This is a genomic window from Nocardia sp. NPDC087230 (assembly GCF_044744725.1).
Lineage (GTDB): Bacteria > Actinomycetota > Actinomycetes > Mycobacteriales > Mycobacteriaceae > Nocardia > Nocardia canadensis.
In genome coordinates this window covers 36682-52767 of record NZ_JBIUYV010000008.1, presented here as the reverse complement: position 1 = coordinate 52767, position 16086 = coordinate 36682, and the positions used below count along the sequence as shown (strand labels likewise).

16 protein-coding genes are annotated in these 16086 nt (G+C 70.3%); 9 read left to right on the top strand and 7 right to left on the bottom strand.

Annotation, left to right across the window (positions count from 1 at the left end; genetic code table 11):
• Nucleotides 1–42 precede the first annotated feature (42 nt).
• Nucleotides 43–1545, bottom strand: a complete 1503-nt coding sequence (locus ACIO52_RS24505) for a PspC domain-containing protein (RefSeq protein ID WP_402647319.1) — start codon at nt 1543–1545, stop codon at nt 43–45.
• A gap of 240 nt (nt 1546–1785) precedes the next feature.
• Here ACIO52_RS24505 and ACIO52_RS24500 point away from each other — a divergent pair, with 240 nt between their 5' ends.
• The 4 genes from ACIO52_RS24500 to ACIO52_RS24485 all read left to right on the top strand — a co-directional run bounded on the left by ACIO52_RS24500 (nt 1786) and on the right by ACIO52_RS24485 (nt 5208).
• Complete coding sequence (locus ACIO52_RS24500) at nt 1786–2928, top strand: N(5)-(carboxyethyl)ornithine synthase (RefSeq protein WP_218717326.1); 1143 nt, start codon at nt 1786–1788, stop codon at nt 2926–2928.
• A gap of 84 nt (nt 2929–3012) precedes the next feature.
• Nucleotides 3013–4791, top strand: coding sequence for a PspC domain-containing protein (locus ACIO52_RS24495; protein WP_402647064.1), 1779 nt, complete (start codon nt 3013–3015; stop codon nt 4789–4791).
• Nucleotides 4784–4993 carry a hypothetical protein gene (locus ACIO52_RS24490; RefSeq protein WP_218717322.1) on the top strand — a complete coding sequence of 70 codons (210 nt, stop codon included), beginning with the start codon at nt 4784–4786 and terminating at the stop codon, nt 4991–4993. The genes ACIO52_RS24495 and ACIO52_RS24490 overlap by 8 nt, the downstream gene beginning before the upstream one ends.
• 77 nt (nt 4994–5070) lie before the next feature.
• Nucleotides 5071–5208, top strand: coding sequence for a hypothetical protein (locus tag ACIO52_RS24485; protein ID WP_218717321.1), 138 nt, complete (start codon nt 5071–5073; stop codon nt 5206–5208).
• Nucleotides 5209–5212: 4 nt separating this feature from the next.
• Here the strand turns inward: ACIO52_RS24485 and guaA are convergent, their stop codons facing one another.
• Nucleotides 5213–6787, bottom strand: a complete 1575-nt coding sequence (guaA, locus tag ACIO52_RS24480; RefSeq protein ID WP_218717320.1) for a glutamine-hydrolyzing GMP synthase — start codon at nt 6785–6787, stop codon at nt 5213–5215.
• A 110-nt stretch (nt 6788–6897) separates the two neighbouring features.
• On the opposite strand from guaA, the gene ACIO52_RS24475 reads away from it, so the two are divergent.
• Nucleotides 6898–7698: an alpha/beta fold hydrolase gene (locus ACIO52_RS24475; protein WP_218717319.1), complete on the top strand. Its 801-nt coding sequence runs from the start codon at nt 6898–6900 to the stop codon at nt 7696–7698.
• On the opposite strand, the gene ACIO52_RS24470 is transcribed toward ACIO52_RS24475, so the two are convergent.
• The gene (locus ACIO52_RS24470) at nt 7695–8849 is read right to left on the bottom strand and encodes a GuaB3 family IMP dehydrogenase-related protein (protein WP_218717349.1); all 1155 of its coding nucleotides are present in this window, start codon (nt 8847–8849) and stop codon (nt 7695–7697) included. The two genes, ACIO52_RS24475 and ACIO52_RS24470, sit on opposite strands and share 4 nt — an antisense overlap.
• A 317-nt stretch (nt 8850–9166) precedes the next feature.
• A complete protein-coding gene (guaB, locus tag ACIO52_RS24465) occupies nt 9167–10711 on the bottom strand; it encodes an IMP dehydrogenase (RefSeq protein WP_305082650.1) in 1545 nt (514 codons plus the stop codon).
• Nucleotides 10712–10928: 217 nt separating this feature from the next.
• On the opposite strand from guaB, the gene ACIO52_RS24460 reads away from it, so the two are divergent.
• Nucleotides 10929–11342, top strand: a complete 414-nt coding sequence (locus tag ACIO52_RS24460) for a DUF5319 domain-containing protein (RefSeq protein WP_011207424.1) — start codon at nt 10929–10931, stop codon at nt 11340–11342.
• 133 nt (nt 11343–11475) lie between these two features.
• On the opposite strand, the gene ACIO52_RS24455 is transcribed toward ACIO52_RS24460, so the two are convergent.
• The 3 genes from ACIO52_RS24455 to ACIO52_RS24445 all read right to left on the bottom strand — a co-directional run bounded on the left by ACIO52_RS24455 (nt 11476) and on the right by ACIO52_RS24445 (nt 14063).
• Nucleotides 11476–12591, bottom strand: a complete 1116-nt coding sequence (locus ACIO52_RS24455; protein WP_218717318.1) for an anti-sigma-D factor RsdA — start codon at nt 12589–12591, stop codon at nt 11476–11478.
• Complete coding sequence (locus ACIO52_RS24450) at nt 12584–13162, bottom strand: sigma-70 family RNA polymerase sigma factor (RefSeq protein WP_110037079.1); 579 nt, start codon at nt 13160–13162, stop codon at nt 12584–12586. Before ACIO52_RS24450 ends, ACIO52_RS24455 begins: the two co-directional genes overlap by 8 nt.
• Before the next feature lie 157 nt (nt 13163–13319).
• Nucleotides 13320–14063 (bottom strand): hypothetical protein, encoded by a 744-nt coding sequence (locus ACIO52_RS24445; RefSeq protein ID WP_402647056.1) that lies wholly within the window; start codon nt 14061–14063, stop codon nt 13320–13322.
• A 713-nt stretch (nt 14064–14776) separates the two neighbouring features.
• Between ACIO52_RS24445 and ACIO52_RS24440 the strand changes: the two genes are divergently transcribed.
• The 3 genes from ACIO52_RS24440 to ACIO52_RS24430 all read left to right on the top strand — a co-directional run bounded on the left by ACIO52_RS24440 (nt 14777) and on the right by ACIO52_RS24430 (nt 16066).
• Nucleotides 14777–15070, top strand: a complete 294-nt coding sequence (locus ACIO52_RS24440; protein ID WP_022567299.1) for a WhiB family transcriptional regulator — start codon at nt 14777–14779, stop codon at nt 15068–15070.
• A 125-nt stretch (nt 15071–15195) separates the two neighbouring features.
• Complete coding sequence (locus ACIO52_RS24435) at nt 15196–15813, top strand: sigma-70 family RNA polymerase sigma factor (protein ID WP_255587510.1); 618 nt, start codon at nt 15196–15198, stop codon at nt 15811–15813.
• Between the two features lies 1 nt (nt 15814).
• Nucleotides 15815–16066, top strand: coding sequence for a hypothetical protein (locus tag ACIO52_RS24430; protein WP_402647053.1), 252 nt, complete (start codon nt 15815–15817; stop codon nt 16064–16066).
• Nucleotides 16067–16086 lie beyond the last annotated feature (20 nt).

Sequence of the window (16086 nt, the reverse complement as noted above, 5' to 3'; positions counted from 1 at the left end):
CGGGCCCACGAATATCGCTCGGGGGCAGCCGTTGCGGATCGCTCATGCCTCGGGCGAGAGCGGCGCGTCGACCGGAGCGCCGTCGGCGTCGGCGGCCGGGTCCGAGGTGCCGGAGTCCGAGCGCGGCATCACGATGCGCACCTCGGTGCCGCGACCGATGGTCGAGTCGATGACGGCGGTGCCGCCGCGGCGTTCGACGCGGGCGCAGATCGACTTCGCGACACCGCGCCGGTCGGCGGGCACGGCCGAGGTGTCGAAACCGGCGCCGCGGTCGCGGACGAAGATGCTCACCTGATGCGGTTCGGTCTCGGCGAACAGGTCGATCTCGGGGACGCCCGCGTGCTTGGCCGCGTTGACCAGCGCTTCCCGGCTCGCGCCGAGCAGCGCGGTGAAGTGTTCCTTCGGCAGGCCCGCGCCGGTGTCACCGGGGTCCATCGCCACATCGCCGACGGTCACCGGGGTGACCTTCACCCCGTGCTGGTCCTCCACCTCACCGGCGATGGTGCGCAGCGCGGCGGCCAGGCTGGACTGGGCGGGGGCGGTGTCGTCGAACAGCCACTTGCGCAGTTCGCGTTCCTGGCTGCGGGCCAGGCGCAGGACCTCCTGCGGGTCCTCGGCCTGCCGCTGGATCAGCGCGAGGGTCTGCAGCACCGAATCGTGCAGGTGCGAGGCGATCTCCTCGCGCTCCTCGTTGCGGATGCGGGCGCCGCGCTCGGCGTTGAGCGCGCGGACCATGCGCAGCCACAGCGGCACCGTCAGCAGGCCCGCGCCGACCAGCGTGACCGCGACCGCGATCAACGCCGATCCGAGCGAACTCAGGTCGATCCTGGCCAGCACCACCACGCCGAGGCCGACCACGATCAGCGTCGCCCCGGCCACGATCCGCGACCAGGTGACCACCGACGGCCGCGCGGGCAGCCCGAACAGCGCGCGAGGTCCGGGCGCGGCGACGTCGTACTCGCGCCAGACCAGCGCGGCACCGACCGCGACCACCACGATCGGGGCGATCACCTTCGCGGCGGTGCCCTGGAACAGCCAACCCACGGTGACCGCGAGACCGAGGCCGAGCAGGGCCAGGCCGATCGCCTGCCTGCGCTCGTCGCCGGTCGGTTTGGCCGCGTCGTTGCCGCCCGGGGTGAAGATCCACAGCAGCCCGTAGGCCACCAGGCCCGCGCCGACCAGGGCCGACAGCAGCACGAACGCCATCCGCACCTTGAACACGTCGACGCCGAGATGATCGGCCAGCCCACCGGCGACGCCACCGACCACCCGGCCACCGGTCCGGCGGACCAGTCGCGGGGTCTCCGGCAGCGGCGGGCCGACGGGCTCGGGGCCCGGCGTCGGCAGCACGCCCGGCCGGTAACCCCGCGGCACGCCGTACCCCGACGGCGTCGGGTACCCGGCCGGGTAGTAGCCGGGCGCGGGGCGAAACTGCGGCTGCGGGACGTAGGGGTGCGGTGTGCCGTAGACGGCCTGGCCGTTGCCGAGCGCCCGTGCGACGAAGCGCTGCGGGCCCTTCGGGTGCCGGTGTCCGCCCGGGTTCATCGCGGCGCCGGGGCCACCGGGATAGCGGGGTGCGCTGTTCGGCGGCGGGGTGGCGTTGTTCCCCGGTGCGGTGCCGTACCCGCGCGGGGCGACGGGCCCCTGGGCGGCGGCGCGGGCGGGAACAGACGGATCCATCCTTCGATACTGGCACGCTCGCGCGGCCCCCGGCATCGGGAATCTCCCTGATCTTGCCGCTTTCCGCGCCGCCCGGTACGCGTAGGCTGACCAGGTGAAGCAACTGTGAAGCGCCTGACCGTCGGCCTCGTCGCGACCTCCCGCAAGGAAAACGAACACCGGCTGGCGATCCACCCGGCCCATCTGGACCGGATCGATCCGGGATTGCGCGGTCAGATCTTCCTCGAACACGGCTACGGTGACCGGTTCGGCTATCCCGACGAACTCCTCGCGCCCCTGGTCGCGGGCTTTCGCACCCGCGCGGAACTGTTCGCCGAATGCGACGTGCTGCTGCTGGCCAAGCCGCTGGCCGAAGACCTCGAACAGATGCGGCCCGGCACCATCGTGTGGGGATGGCCGCACTGCGTGCAGGACCGGCGGATCACCCAGCTCGCCGTGGACCGCGCGCTGACCCTGATCGCCTGGGAGGCGATGAACCACTGGACCACGGCGGGCAACTTCAGCGTCCACGTCTTCCACAAGAACAACGAACTGGCCGGCTACTGCTCGGTCATGCACGCCCTGCAACTGCGCGGCATCACCGGCGACTACGGGCGTCGCAAGCGGGCGGCGGTGATCAGCTTCGGCGCGACAGCGCGCGGCGCGGTCCGCGCGCTCTCGGCACTCGGCATCAGCGATGTGACGGTGCTGACCCAGCGCAGCGTGTCGGCGGTGGCCTCGCCGTTCGCCTCGGTGCGCATGCAGCACTTCCAGCGCGACCCGGCCGACCCGAGCCGCACGCTCGCGCTGAAGGCGCCCGAGCCGGGGCCGCTGGCCGAGGTGCTGGCCACCTACGACGTGATCGTCAACTGCATGTTCCAGGACACCGAGGAACCGCTGATGTTCGTCACCGAGGACGATCTCGAGCTGTTCGCCCGCGGCACCCTGTTCATCGACGTCTCCTGCGACGAGGGAATGGGCTTCTCCTGGGCGCGCCCGACGACCTTCGCCGACCCGATGTTCACCCTCGGCGCCGATCTGCACCACTACGGGGTCGACCACAGTCCCTCGTTTCTCTGGGATTCGGCCACCTGGGAGAACTCCGAGGCACTGCTCGAGTACGTCCCGATCGTGCTGGCCGGCCCCGACGCCTGGGAGGGCAGCGAGACCATCCGGCGCGCCGTCGAGATCCGCGACGGCCGCGTCCAGAACCCCCGCATCCTGTCCTTCCAGGGCCGTGCCGCCGGGTACCCGTACGCGGTGATCTGACCCTGCGCCTGACCGGGGAACCCGGGCAAACCTCAGGGTTCACCCCGATGTGCGAAAGGACTGGTCGAGCACACCATGGAGGACATGAGCAGAACGAGCTTCGGTGACCAGATCCAGCAGATGTGGCATACGCGGCCCGTCCGGCTGCCGCGGCAGGGGCCGATCGCCGGCGTCGCGGCCGGGTTCGGGCTCCGCTACGGCGTCGATCCGGTGCTGCTGCGGGTGGCGTTCGTGGTCTCGACGATCTTCGGTGGCGCGGGCATCGTGCTGTATCTGCTCGCGTGGCTGGTGCTCAGCTCCGCGGGGAACGAGGCGTCGGCGGCCGAGGCGCTGACCGATCACGCGCGCGGCACGCACTCGCAGACCAAGACGATCGTGTTGATCGTCGCGCTGGCGATCGCGGTATCGACCATGGGTCCGGTGGGGCTCGGAATGGGCGGCTCCGGGGTGGTCAGCATGGGACTCATGCTGGCGGGTTGGTGGATGCTCTACATCCGGCACCCCGAACTGCCCAGCGGTTTCGACACCGTCCGCGCCGAATCACTCGGCACCGCGGGCTACCCGGCCGCGGGCTACCCGACCGGCGTGCCGGTCCGCGGGTACCCGTACGTCCCCGATGTGCCACCGACCGGGATGTACTCGCCCTACACCAAGCTGCCGGACGCCTACGTCCCCGATCCGGCCACAACCGTGCCGCCTCGCGCGCAAACCCGCACCGACGCAGCCGAATCCACGCCCCTGCTCCGGGTCGACACCACCGAGACGATCGTCCTGCACAAGGACCTCGCACCGGCCACCGCCGAACCCGGCCCCACCGACGTCGCGCACGCGTCGGATTCGGCGGACGTAGTCGACGTGGTCGCGACGAGCGAATCCGCCGCGGCCGCAGCGGTAGACGACACGACGAACCCACCCGCCGACATGGACACCGCCACCTCGACGCCCGCCAGCACGGCCGAGCCCGACGCAGCGGAAGCCACCCCGCATGCCGCATCGACCGATCTCGTCCGCGCCGTGGACGATTCGAGCGATCCCACGACGACCATCGATCTCGACAAGCGCGACGCCGGATCGGCCGAGGTGGCGACACCCGCGCCGATCCAGGACCTCGGGCTCGCCGCGACCGCCGTCCTCCGCACGGACCTCCCCTCGCCCACACCGGGTTTCCCGCGCAGCGGCGCGCAGGTGCCCAGCGGCATCGATCCGCTCGGCATCGCGCCGCTGGCCTGGGAGCTCCCCGAGGCGGCACCGCGCTACGCCGTGGCGGTGCCGCCCCCGCCGCCGAAGAAGCCGCGGTCGCGGCTCACCCCGGTCACCATCGGCCTGGCGATCCTGGCGGCGGCGTTCGCCGGTGCGGCCGCGGCCTCGGGCGTCGAATGGATGACCCCGGCGCGGATCGCGGCCGTCGCGCTCGCGGTCGTCGGGCTCGGGCTGATCGCGGGCGCGTTCCTGCGGCGCGGCTACGGACTGCTGGTACTGACCGCCCCGCTGGCCGGGTTCGTCCTGCTGGCCTCGCTGATCGGGCCGATCGACTTCGAAAACGGCGGCGCCATCGGCGATCGCGTCTGGGCGCCCACCTCGGTGTCGGAACTCCAGCCCCGCTACGCCCTCGACATCGGTTCGGGCACTCTGGATCTGCGGGGCCTGAACCTCACCGAATCGCGCAGCGTCGAAGTGGCGGTGAACATCGGTGACGCGAAAGTGCACCTGCCCGAAGGGATGACAGTGAACACGACATGTGACATCCGGGTGGCCGACGCGACCTGCGTCGAAGGGCTGAGCGGCCCGAAAACACCGGGTGCCCCGGTCCTGGACCTGCACATCAAGATGCACCTGGGTGACGTGGAGGTGACCCGTGGCTGACCCGACCGGCACCGAACCCCGCCGACCGGCGTTCTCCCTGCTCTGCACCGGACTGATCGCCCTGGCCCTGAGCGTCTGGGCGCTGCTCGGCGCACCGACCCCCGACAGCGGCGGCATCCTGCCGATCGGCTGGGGCGTGGTGATCGCGGCGATCGTCATCGGCCTGATGCTGACGATCTCCCCGCGCGGCAAACGACACTGACGAAAGCTCACCGAACACCGAGATACGACAATGGCCCGTCACCGTGACGGGCCATTGTCGTCGGAGGACACACGGCAATGGACGATTCCCGATCCGATCGGCAGCCCACTCCGCTGGCGAAGGCGCTGCCGCCGACCACCCATCGGCCGCCCGGCGGCTTCCTCCTCGGCAGGCTGCTGCTCACCCAGGTGGCGCCGCCACGGCGACCGGCCTAGCGCCCTACTCCCATTCGATGGTGCCCGGCGGCTTGCTCGTCACATCGAGCACCACGCGGTTGACGTCGGACACCTCATTGGTGATGCGCGTGGAGATGCGCTCGAGCACGTCGTAGGGCAGGCGTGTCCAGTCCGCGGTCATCGCGTCCTCGCTCGACACCGGGCGCAACACGATCGGGTGACCGTAGGTGCGGCCGTCGCCCTGCACACCGACCGAGCGCACGTCGGCCAGCAGCACGACCGGGCACTGCCAGATCTGCTTGTCCAGGCCCGCGGCGGTGAGTTCCTCGCGGGCGATGGCGTCGGCCTGGCGGAGCAGGTCGAGCCGATCGGCGGTCACCTCGCCGACGATGCGGATGGCCAGACCGGGGCCCGGGAAGGGCTGGCGGGCAACGATTTCCTCGGGCAGGCCCAGCTCGCGGCCGACCGCGCGGACCTCGTCCTTGAACAGCAGGCGCAGCGGCTCGACCAGGTCGAACTCGAGGTCGTCGGGCAGGCCGCCGACATTGTGGTGGCTCTTGATGTTCGCGGTGCCGGTGCCGCCGCCGGATTCGACGACGTCCGGGTACAGGGTGCCCTGCACCAGGAACTCGACCTTCGGCGCGGTCCCCGCGGCCGCGCCCTCCTCGAGCACGATGCCCGAGACCGCGTCCTCGAAGGAGCGGATGAACTCGCGGCCGATGATCTTGCGCTTCTCCTCCGGGTCGGAGACGCCCTTCAGCTCGCCCAGGAACTTGTCCACCGCGTCGACGGTCACCAGCTTGGCGCCGGTCGCCGCGACGAAGTCCTGCTGCACCTGCTCGCGCTCGCCGGCCCGCAGCAGACCGTGGTCGACGAACACGCAGGTGAGGCGGTCACCGATCGCGCGCTGCACCAGCGCGGCGGCGACGGCGGAATCGACACCGCCGGACAGACCGCAGATGGCGTGGCCGTCGCCGATCTGCGCGCGCACGTCCTCGATCAGGGCCTCGGCGATGTTGGCCGGGGTCCACTGCGCGGGGATACCAGCCAGCTCGTGCAGGAAGCGGCTCAGCACCTGCTGCCCGTGCGGCGAGTGCAGCACCTCCGGGTGGTACTGGACGCCGGCCAGGCGGCGGGCGCGATCCTCGAAGGCGGCGACCGGGGCGCCCGCGGTGGTGCCGGTGACCTCGAAGCCCTCGGGGGCGTCGGTCACGGCGTCACCGTGGCTCATCCAGACCGGCTGGATGGTCGGCAGGCCGCCGTGCAGCACGCCACCGTCGATGTTGAGCTCGGTGCGGCCGTACTCGCGGGTGCCGGTGTGGGCCACCGTGCCGCCCAGGGCCTGCGCCATCGCCTGGAAGCCGTAGCAGATGCCGAACACCGGCACGTTCAGGTCGAACAGCCGGGCGTCGAGCTGGGGCGCACCCTCGGCGTACACACTGGACGGGCCACCGGACAGGATGACGGCCAGCGGCTGCTTCTCGGCGATCTCCTCCACCGTCATGGTGTGTGGAATCACCTCGGAGAACACGCGCGACTCGCGCACCCGGCGGGCGATCAGCTGGGCGTACTGTGCGCCGAAGTCGACGACGAGGACCGGTCTCTGAGTTTCTGCCACCGGGACAGTTTAGTGACGCCGCACGAGGGCCGAGCAGCGGGCATCGGTGCGCGCACACGCGTTGGGAGAACATTGCGCAATCCCCGGTCGGGCTGGCTATCCTCGTGCTCGTGCCATTCGCCCGCGCGATCGATGCCGACATCTACTACGAGGACAGCGGTGGCACGGGGCCGGTGGTGTTGCTCGCCCACGAATTCTTCATGGACCGCACCATGTTCGCCGCGCAGCAGGCCGTGCTGGCACCCGAATTCCGGATCGTGGCCTGGGACGCGCGCGGACACGGCCGCACCAAGGATCAGCGGTTGCCGTTCACGTACTGGACCGCCGCGCGCGACGCGCTGACGGTCCTCGACGACATCGGCGCCGAGCGCGCCGTGGTCGGCGGCACCGCGCAAGGGGGATTCACGGCGTTGCGGACCGCGCTGGTCGCGCCGGAGCGGGTCGCCGCGCTCATCCTCATCAGCACCGAGGCGCACGGGCCGACCAGGGAGCAGTCCACCGCGACCCAGCGCTTCCTCGACGAGTGGCACGACAAGGGCTCGCGCGAGGAAGCGGCGGGCCGCCTGGCCGACTGGCTGATCGGCGACGACGATCGGCATCGCGACGTGTGGACCAAACGCTGGGTCAGCGACGCCCACAACGGCCTCGACGCCGCCGTCGGCTGCCTGCTCGGACGCGACTCCGTGCTGGACCGGCTGCGCGAGATCACCTGCCCCGCACTGATCATCCACGCCACCCACAGCGGCATCGCGGGCACGCGCGCCCGCACGCTGGCCGACGGGCTCACCGCCTCCACCTTCATGGAGATCGATGGCGCCCGGCTGGCCGTCACGATGACCCACCCGGAACCGGTCAACGCGGCGATCGCACGGTTCCTGCGGGAAAGGGTCGCCCTGACCCCCGTGCGCTAGCGGACGCTGAGCCCGACCTTCTGGAATTCCTTGAGGTCGGAGTAGCCGGCCTTGGCCATCGAGCGGCGCAGGCCACCGACCAGGTTCAGCGAGCCGAACGGGTCGTCGGAGGGGCCGTAGAGCACGCGCTCGAGGTTCGGGCGGGTCACCGTGCCGTCGGCGCCGTCGAGCCAGGACTCGTCGACCGGCAGGAACGAGCCGCGCGGCACCGAGGGGTGCGCGGTCGCCGAGGGCCAGTACCAGCCCCGCCCGGGCGCCTCGGCCGACACCGACAGCGGCACACCGAGCATCACGGCGTCGGCGCCACAGGCGATCGCCTTGGCGAGCTGGCCGGAGGTGGCGACGTCACCGTCGGCGATGACGTGCACGTAGCGGCCGCCGGTCTCGTCGAGGTAGTCGCGGCGGGCCGCGGCGGCGTCGGCGATCGCGGTCGCCATCGGCACGCCGATGCCGAGCACCTCGCCGGTGGTGGTGGCGCCCGGGTAGGAGCCGTAGCCGACGATGACGCCCGCGGCGCCGGTGCGCATCAGGTGCAGCGCGGTGCGGTGGTCGCTCACGCCACCGGCCACGACCGGCACGTCCAGCTCGGCGATGAAGGTCTTCAGGTTCAGCGGCTCACCGTCGCCCACATGCTCGGCGGAGATGATGGTGCCCTGCACCACCAGCAGGTCGACCCCGGCCTGCACCAGCGCCGGGGTCAGCGCCCGCGCGTTCTGCGGGCTGACCCGCACCGCGGTGGTCACGCCCGCGGCGCGCACCTGCGCGACCGCGGCCGCGAGCAGATCGGGCTGCATGGGCGCGGCGTGTAATTCCTGCAGCAGGGAGATCGCGCGTTCGTAACCCCCCTTGTCGACGAGATCGATCAGCTGATCGACCTTGTCCTGGACGTCGGCGTGCCGGGCCCACAGGCCCTCACCGTTGATCACCCCGAGGCCGCCGAGGCGACCCAGCTCGATCGCGAACTCCGGGGAGACCAGCGCGTCGGTCGGGTGCGAGAGCACCGGGATCTCGAAACGGTAGGCGTCGAGCTGCCAGGCCAGCGAGACCTGCTTGGACGAGCGCGTCCGCCGCGAGGGGACGATGTCGACGTCGTCGAGCTCGTAGGTCCGCCGCGCGACCCTGCCCATTCCGATTTCCACCATGTCACGCACAGTCACGCTCTGCTTTCTGAGCGCTGGCGCGCTCGAGTTCGCGGCCCCCTGGGGGCCGCCGGTCGGTCACCGCGGCTTGCTCCTGCGTCGCCTACGCCGCGGCGCCTGGCCGGCGGCCCGGCCGCGAACCGGCCACTGCGTGGCCGCCGCTCCTCGAGGTCGCGGGTGCGGGGAACGTTGGTGTTGGAAGGCCGACAACATCTCGACGCCAGCCTTCGCTGTTGGTCAGCGGACCGCAAGCCCCTGCCAGGTGCGAGTTGCCCACGTGTTTGTGCGCCGGAGGTCGGCCCTCCGGCGCACAAACGCAGCTATTGTACTCAGCCGCGCCCGGTGTAGTTCGGGGCCTCGACCGTCATGGTGATGTCGTGCGGGTGACTCTCCTTGAGGCCCGCCGCGGTGATCTGCACGAACTGCGCGTTCTGCAGGTGCTCGATGTTCTGCGAACCGGTGTAGCCCATGGCCGCGCGCAGGCCGCCGACGAGCTGGTGGATCACCTGGTTGACCGGGCCACGGAACGGCACGCGTCCCTCGATGCCCTCGGGGACCAGCTTGTCCTCGGCGAGCACGTCGTCCTGGAAGTAGCGGTCCTTGGAGTACGACTTGGCCTGGCCGCGTCCCTGCATGGCACCGAGCGAACCCATGCCGCGGTAGCTCTTGAACTGCTTGCCGTTGACCAGGATCAGGTCACCGGGGGCCTCGGCGGTGCCCGCGAGCAGCGAGCCGAGCATCACGGTGGAGGCGCCGGCCGCGATGGCCTTGGCGACGTCACCGGAGTACTGCACGCCACCGTCGGCGATGACCGGCACACCGGCGGCCTTGCACGCGGCGACGGCCTCGAGGATCGCGGTGATCTGCGGGGCGCCGACACCGGCGACCACGCGGGTGGTGCAGATCGAGCCGGGACCGACACCCACCTTGACAGCGTCGACGCCCGCCTCGACGAGCGCCGCGGCGCCCGCGCGGGTGGCGACATTGCCGCCGACGATCTGGATCCGGTCGCCCACCTCGGCCTTGACCTTGGCGACCATCTGCAGCACCTGCGACTGGTGACCGTGCGCGGTGTCGACGATCAGCACGTCGACCCCGGCGTCGCCCAGCGTCATCGCGCGCGACCAGGAGTCCTCGCCGACGCCGATCGCGGCGCCGACCAGCAGCCTGCCGTCGCGGTCCTTGGTGGCATTGGGGTACTGATCGGTCTTGACGAAGTCCTTGACCGTGATCAGGCCGCGCAGGCGGCCGTTGCCGTCGACGATCGGCAGCTTCTCGATCTTGTGGCGGCGCAGCAGACCCAGCGCGGCCTCGGCGGTGACGCCCTCCTGGGCGGTGATCAGCGGCGCCTTGGTCATCACCTCGTCGACGCGACGATCCTGATCGACCTCGAAACGCATGTCACGGTTGGTGATGATGCCCACCAGCGCGCCGGTCTCGTCCACCACGGGCAGGCCCGAGATGCGGAACCGGGCGCACATGGCGTCGACCTCGGCGAGGGTGTCGGTGGGACGACAGGTGACCGGGTCGGTCACCATGCCCGCCTCCGACCGCTTCACCGTCTCCACCTGGGCGGCCTGATCGGCGGCCGAGAGGTTGCGGTGCAGCACGCCCATACCACCGGCACGCGCCATCGCGATGGCCATGCGGGCCTCGGTGACGGTGTCCATGGCCGAACTCACCAGCGGGGTGCGCAGGGTGATCTCCCTGGTGAGCCTGCTGGAGGTCTCGACGGAACTGGGGATGAGATCCGAGGCGGCAGGCAGCAACAGCACGTCGTCGAACGTGAGGCCGAGCATGGCGATCTTGGTCGGATCGTCGCCACCCGTAGGAGGGCGCACCGCGATTCGTTCGCCCGACACGGGATTACTCATTCGGATCGACCCCTCCTGGTCGTCGGTAGCAACCGACGCCGATAGATGCAGCGCGACGGTGCTGAGCGGAAATGATTGATGGTCGGTGAGAACAAGCTCGCCGACGCCTGCATTCCATGGTATCCGGCGGGCGAACACGCCTGTGAAGTGAGCCCCGCGGCAAACTTGCCCGGTGCATCGCTGGCGCAGACCACCAAGTACTGCGTACCGTGGGGATGTGCGTGACCATCTACCACCTGGCCTGCCGCCGGATCCCTTCGCCGGAGACCCCTCCGACCCGTCTGCCGCGCTCGATGCGATCGAGCCCGGTGAGCCGCTGGATCCTCATGAGCGCCTCGCGGTCGAGGAAGATCTCGCCGACCTCGCCGTCTACGAAGCCCTGCTGGCCCATCGCGGCATCCGCGGGCTCGTCGTCAGCTGCGAGGATTGTCGGCAAGATCACTACCACGACTGGGACATGCTGCGGGCGAACCTGCTCCAGCTACTCGTCGACGGCACCGTCCGTCCGCACGAGCCCGCCTACGACCCGACGCCCGAGGCGTACGTCACCTGGGACTACTGCCGCGGCTACGCGGACGCCTCGATGAACGAGGCGTTCCACGGCGACGGCTTCGACGGCTTCGACAGCTGAGCCGTCCGCTGGGCGCCGCTCCCCCGCTCCGGTCACGCGTGCGCGGGGGACGGATGCCGCACGGCATCGACAGACACCAACGACGAAGGCCCCGAACCTGAGGTTCGGGGCCTTCGTCGTCAGAACGCGACGATCAGGGTGACGGCACCGCGGGCGGTGCGGGCAGGATCGTCATGGCCGGCGGCGTCTGCAGGGTCGGTGGCACCGTGGGTGGCACCGGAGCGGACGTCGGGACCACCGTCGGCACGGTGACCGGCGGTGGTTCGGCGATGGTTGTCTGCGGGGTGGTCGGGTCGACCGTCACCGGGGGTGGTGTGGTCGGCACGGTGGTCACCGGCGGCACCGTGGGTTCGACGGTGACCGGCGGAACGAGCGGCTTGGTCTCCGAACCCGGACCCGGCGTCTGCAGGATCACCGGCGGCTCCGAGGACGGGTCGGCGGTACCACCGGGACCGGTCGGCGCCACCGGAGCGGTGCTGCCCGGGTTGGGGGTCGGCGAGGCCGGCGACGGTGAGGTGGGCTTGGTCTGTCCGGGTGAGGTCGGCGCCGACGGCGCCAGCTGGGCGGCGATCTCCGGCGCGCGCTTGGCCAGCTCGTCACGCAGCAGGTTCCAGCGGGCGACCAGATCCTCCCGCTTGCCCGGGTCGTTGACCTGGCTCGCGGTGGCCGAAGCCTGTTCCAGCCGGGCCCGCGCCTGCTCCGGGTTACCGGCGTCGAGCAGGTTCTGCGCGGCGACGAGATCGTCGTCGGCACGTGCCACGACGGTCGACTGCGCCTGCTCGCTGAACACGACCTCCTTGACGCGCCACAGCGGATCGCCGGGTGCCGCGCTGTAGGAGAACGCTGTGATGCCGCCGAAGACCACGGCCAGTGCCGCGGCCGCGCCGAGAATGGGTCGTACCAGCCGTAGACGTCCGCGCGAGGAAGCTCCGACTCGAACCTGCCGCGCGCCGATCTCCTGATTGACCGCCGCGAACACGGTGTCCAGATCAGGACCCGCGGGCATCGGCTCGGCCAGCAGGTCAGCTCGCCAATCCGCGAGCAACGACGCCAGCTGGAACTCCTCGGGGCTGTCGGTACGCACCGGTCCGTCGCTCGCGATCGCGTCGATCAGCGCATCATCGCTGCGCACCGCCGCGATGTCGACCGGACCGGAATCACCGGCATCCTCGGCGGCGTAGGGACCGCTGTCGTGCGACCCACGCCAAACCTTCCGGTCGCCTCGACCGCGCTCGCCATCCCTAGCCATACATTTCACCTGCCCTCGCCACTTGTGACTTCAGTTTCGCGAGTGCCCTGTGCTGGGCTACTCGTATCGCCCCCGCCGTGCTGCCCACGGCGACTGCGGTTTCCTCTGCTGACAGACCCATGACCAAGCGCAGGATCAGGATTTCCCGATGTTTCTCGGGGAGTGTTGCCAGCAGAGTGTTCATCTGCCTGCTCGTCTCCGAGTCGAGAGCTCGCTGCTCCGGTCCCTGGTCGGTGGATATGACATCTGGTACTTCGGCCATCGCCTCCGCCTTGTTACGGGCGGCGTTGCGATGGGCGTCGGCGACCTTGTGCGAAGCGATGCCGTAAACGAAGGCCATGAAGGGCCGACCCTGATCCTGATAGCGGGGCAGGGCGGTCATCACAGCCAAACAGACCTCTTGCGCAACATCATCCGCGGAGAGCTGCCCGCGCTCCGCGGCCCCGATCCTGGCCCGGCAGTAGCGGACTACCAGCGGACGGATCAGTTCCAGTACCTGAGCTAAAGCAGTCCTGTCGCCCTGCGCAGCCGCAGCGACGGCGAGGTCCAACTCTTCGCCCATATGCGTCATCGTCAGAGATTTTCCTGGCGTTACGAGTGGCGCGGTCCAATGTGACCGAGCTTCCACCGAAGGGGCGGAACGGGACTAACAATAGCGACCCGTTGATCACCCGCTAGCGGGCCTGGCCCCTTCTATGAGACCTCTCAGGAAGATCACCGGGGAGGGGTCACCAGGACGGCGCCGTGAAATCCCCACCCCATGCGCGGATTCGGGCCGCATGATCTGCGGCTTCGGCTGCGGCGGCCCGCGACTCGGCCTCCGCGCACACCCCGGCACGCAGCAGCGCCGTGGCCCAGCGCAGGGGCAACAGGCCGTGTTCGCGGCACTCGTCGTCGACCGCGCGGGCCCGTCGCGCCGACCCGTCCAGGTCGCCCGTGGCGGCGGTCGCGGCGGCGACCAGCAGCGCCGATTTCACCCGGTGCCGCACCGAGGGCAGGGCGGCGGCGAGCGCCACCGCGGTCTCGGCGTCGCGCAGCGCCGGCGCCGCCGCGCCCCCGGCCAGCGCGGTCTCCGCGCGCACCCAGTGCCAGCGCACCGCGCAGCGGGCCGGGGCGTCGGCCAGCAGCGGTTCCACCCGGCCGAGCAGTCGGCGGGCCAGGGCGAGCCTGCCGGTGCCGAGGGCGTCGGCGGCCAGGCCGGTGTAGGCGTCGGCCAGCGCCTCGGCGCGGGCGGCGCCGGTGGCGCCGAGGGCGAGCGTGGCCGCGCGACCGTCGAAGGTCGCGGCGGCGGCGTGCCCGCCGAGCTGACGCAGCAGCGAGCCGCGGGTGCTCTCGACGCGCGAGCGCAGCGCCGGATCGATGCGCGCGCGGGTGAGCGTCAGCAGCTCCGCTCTGGCAGCGGCGTAGCGGCCCTGCGCGCCGAGCGCGACAGCGCGATACCACCTGTCCAGGGGGGTAGCCGGAGTCGGCAACTCCGCAGCGGCCGTGCCGGGCGTTGGCCCGAAAGCAGTCGCAGCGAGTATTTCGGAACCGATATCCGCGGGTGAAGCCGTTGTCTGCACGCCGAGACTGTAGCCGCCACCGGCGGCGAGGCCTTCTCGTGATATGTCACGACGACGCAGGCGCAGCTACCGATCAGCTTTTCCTCCGGTGGCTCATGTTGCCATCAGGTAAATCTCCGCCCGCCGGCACCGCTACCGCAAAGTTTCGAATTCACATGCGTTTCGCGCAATTAACCTCGGCGCCCCGATTACGCCATCTGCGCCCCGTCCACGGCGGAGGGCCGTTGTGACCCGGAACACCCGCCCGACCGGCGGCCCAGCGGGCCGAAACCGGCCCTGCCTGGCGCGACCTGGGGAAACGCCCGACACCGCGAGCACCGCGCGGCGACCCATCCATAGCCAACCGAACAGTATGGACGGGTCGAGCATGAAATGTAAACAGTGCGCAGGTTAAATTTCAGCGTTGCGGATTTGCGGTACCAATGCGTCGAACTATTGACGGAAATTCCCGCGTGCACCTAACGTAGCTCATCGCCGGGGTCGGCGCCGCGCGAAATTGCAGCGACCACCTTCGGCACCGTCAGGCACCGTCGAGCCGGCCACCTCCGCGCGAGGTGGCGCGAAGACCTGCCGCACCACGTCGCTCGACAACGCTGACGAGCTCGCACCACAAGGAGTTCACCATGCCCATGCCCACCCACCTCCCCGGCCCGAACGCCGATGTCTGGGATTGGCAGATGCGCGGTTCGTGCCGCGGCCAGGACTCCGCCGTCTTCTTCCACCCCGACGGCGAACGTGGCCGTGCCCGCACCGCGCGCGAGATGCGCGCCAAGGAGATCTGCCGGGCCTGCCCCGTGCTGATGCAGTGCCGTACCCACGCGCTCAAGGTGAGCGAGCCGTACGGCATCTGGGGCGGGATGTCGGAGACCGAACGCGAGATGCACGCGCGCCGCAACCGGCGCCGCATGGCCGTCTAGATACTTCGGCAAATCAACTCCCATCCGCCCGGCGTGGCGTGCCGAATCTCTAGCAAACAGCTGGCACCCGAACAAGGCACCCCCGGGCGGAGGGAGGTCATAGCCGCGGGCTACATTCGTGACCGATGACACAGAATGGGTTCCGAAGCGAAGCCTTCCCACCGAGCGTGGATTCTGCGGTTACCGCACGCGCGGCCGAAGGAGTCGAGCTAGCTGCACTGTTGGAACGATGCGGCCTGTCCGACCAGCAAGCCTTTGCCGAACTGTACGACCGGACGTCTGCGCGCGTCTTCGGCCTGATCCTGCGGGTCCTCCACGACCCGGGATACGCGGAGGAGACCACGCAAGAGGTCTATCTCCAGATCTGGCGCACCGCAACGAGTTTCGACCCCGCCAAGGGGTCGGCGGTGACCTGGCTGATGACGTTGGCGCACCGACGGGCGGTCGACCGGGTTCGTGCCGAGCAAGCCCACACCCAGCGCGAGGTCGCGTACGGGATACGGGTTCTCGGCAACGAATTCGACGAGGTCACGGAGGAGGTGGAACGCAGACTCGAACAACAGGCCGTCCAGCGCGGGCTCTCGACTTTGACCGAGACGCAGCGCGAGGCGATCTCGCTCGCCTACTACGGCGGGCGCACCTATGCGGAGGTAGCTCAGCACCTCGGCATCGGACTACCGACCGTCAAGTCCCGTATTCGGGACGGACTGACACGACTGAAGAAAAGTTTGGGGGTGACGTGAGATGAACGAAGCCCAGATCGATCTCGCGCACACCGTCGCGCTCGGATTGATCGACGACGAAGACCATCACGCGATCCAGACCATCATCGATACCGAAGACCCCGTCCTCTGTACCGAGTTCCTGCACGAGATCCGCGCTACCCGCACGGTCCTCGCCGAACTCGGTGCGAGTACCCCGACACCACCTCCCCCCTCCCTGCGTGCGCGCCTGCTGGCCGCGCTCGACGCCGAAGAGCCCCCGGTAGCCAGCTAGCGCGAAAACGAAAGGCCCCC

What these genes read in the sequence shown, in the direction of transcription:
- ACIO52_RS24495 (WP_402647064.1), top strand. Translation starts at nt 3,013, where the DNA reads ATGAGCAGAACGAGCTTCGGTGACCAGATCCAGCAGATGTGGCATACG.
- guaB (WP_305082650.1), bottom strand. Translation starts at nt 10,711, where the DNA reads ATGAGTAATCCCGTGTCGGGCGAACGAATCGCGGTGCGCCCTCCTACG.
- ACIO52_RS24455 (WP_218717318.1), bottom strand. Translation starts at nt 12,591, where the DNA reads ATGGCTAGGGATGGCGAGCGCGGTCGAGGCGACCGGAAGGTTTGGCGT.
- ACIO52_RS24485 (WP_218717321.1), top strand. Translation starts at nt 5,071, where the DNA reads ATGGACGATTCCCGATCCGATCGGCAGCCCACTCCGCTGGCGAAGGCG.
- ACIO52_RS24450 (WP_110037079.1), bottom strand. Translation starts at nt 13,162, where the DNA reads ATGACGCATATGGGCGAAGAGTTGGACCTCGCCGTCGCTGCGGCTGCG.
- ACIO52_RS24505 (WP_402647319.1), bottom strand. Translation starts at nt 1,545, where the DNA reads ATGAACCCGGGCGGACACCGGCACCCGAAGGGCCCGCAGCGCTTCGTC.
- ACIO52_RS24440 (WP_022567299.1), top strand. Translation starts at nt 14,777, where the DNA reads ATGCCCATGCCCACCCACCTCCCCGGCCCGAACGCCGATGTCTGGGAT.
- ACIO52_RS24430 (WP_402647053.1), top strand. Translation starts at nt 15,815, where the DNA reads ATGAACGAAGCCCAGATCGATCTCGCGCACACCGTCGCGCTCGGATTG.
- ACIO52_RS24435 (WP_255587510.1), top strand. Translation starts at nt 15,196, where the DNA reads ATGACACAGAATGGGTTCCGAAGCGAAGCCTTCCCACCGAGCGTGGAT.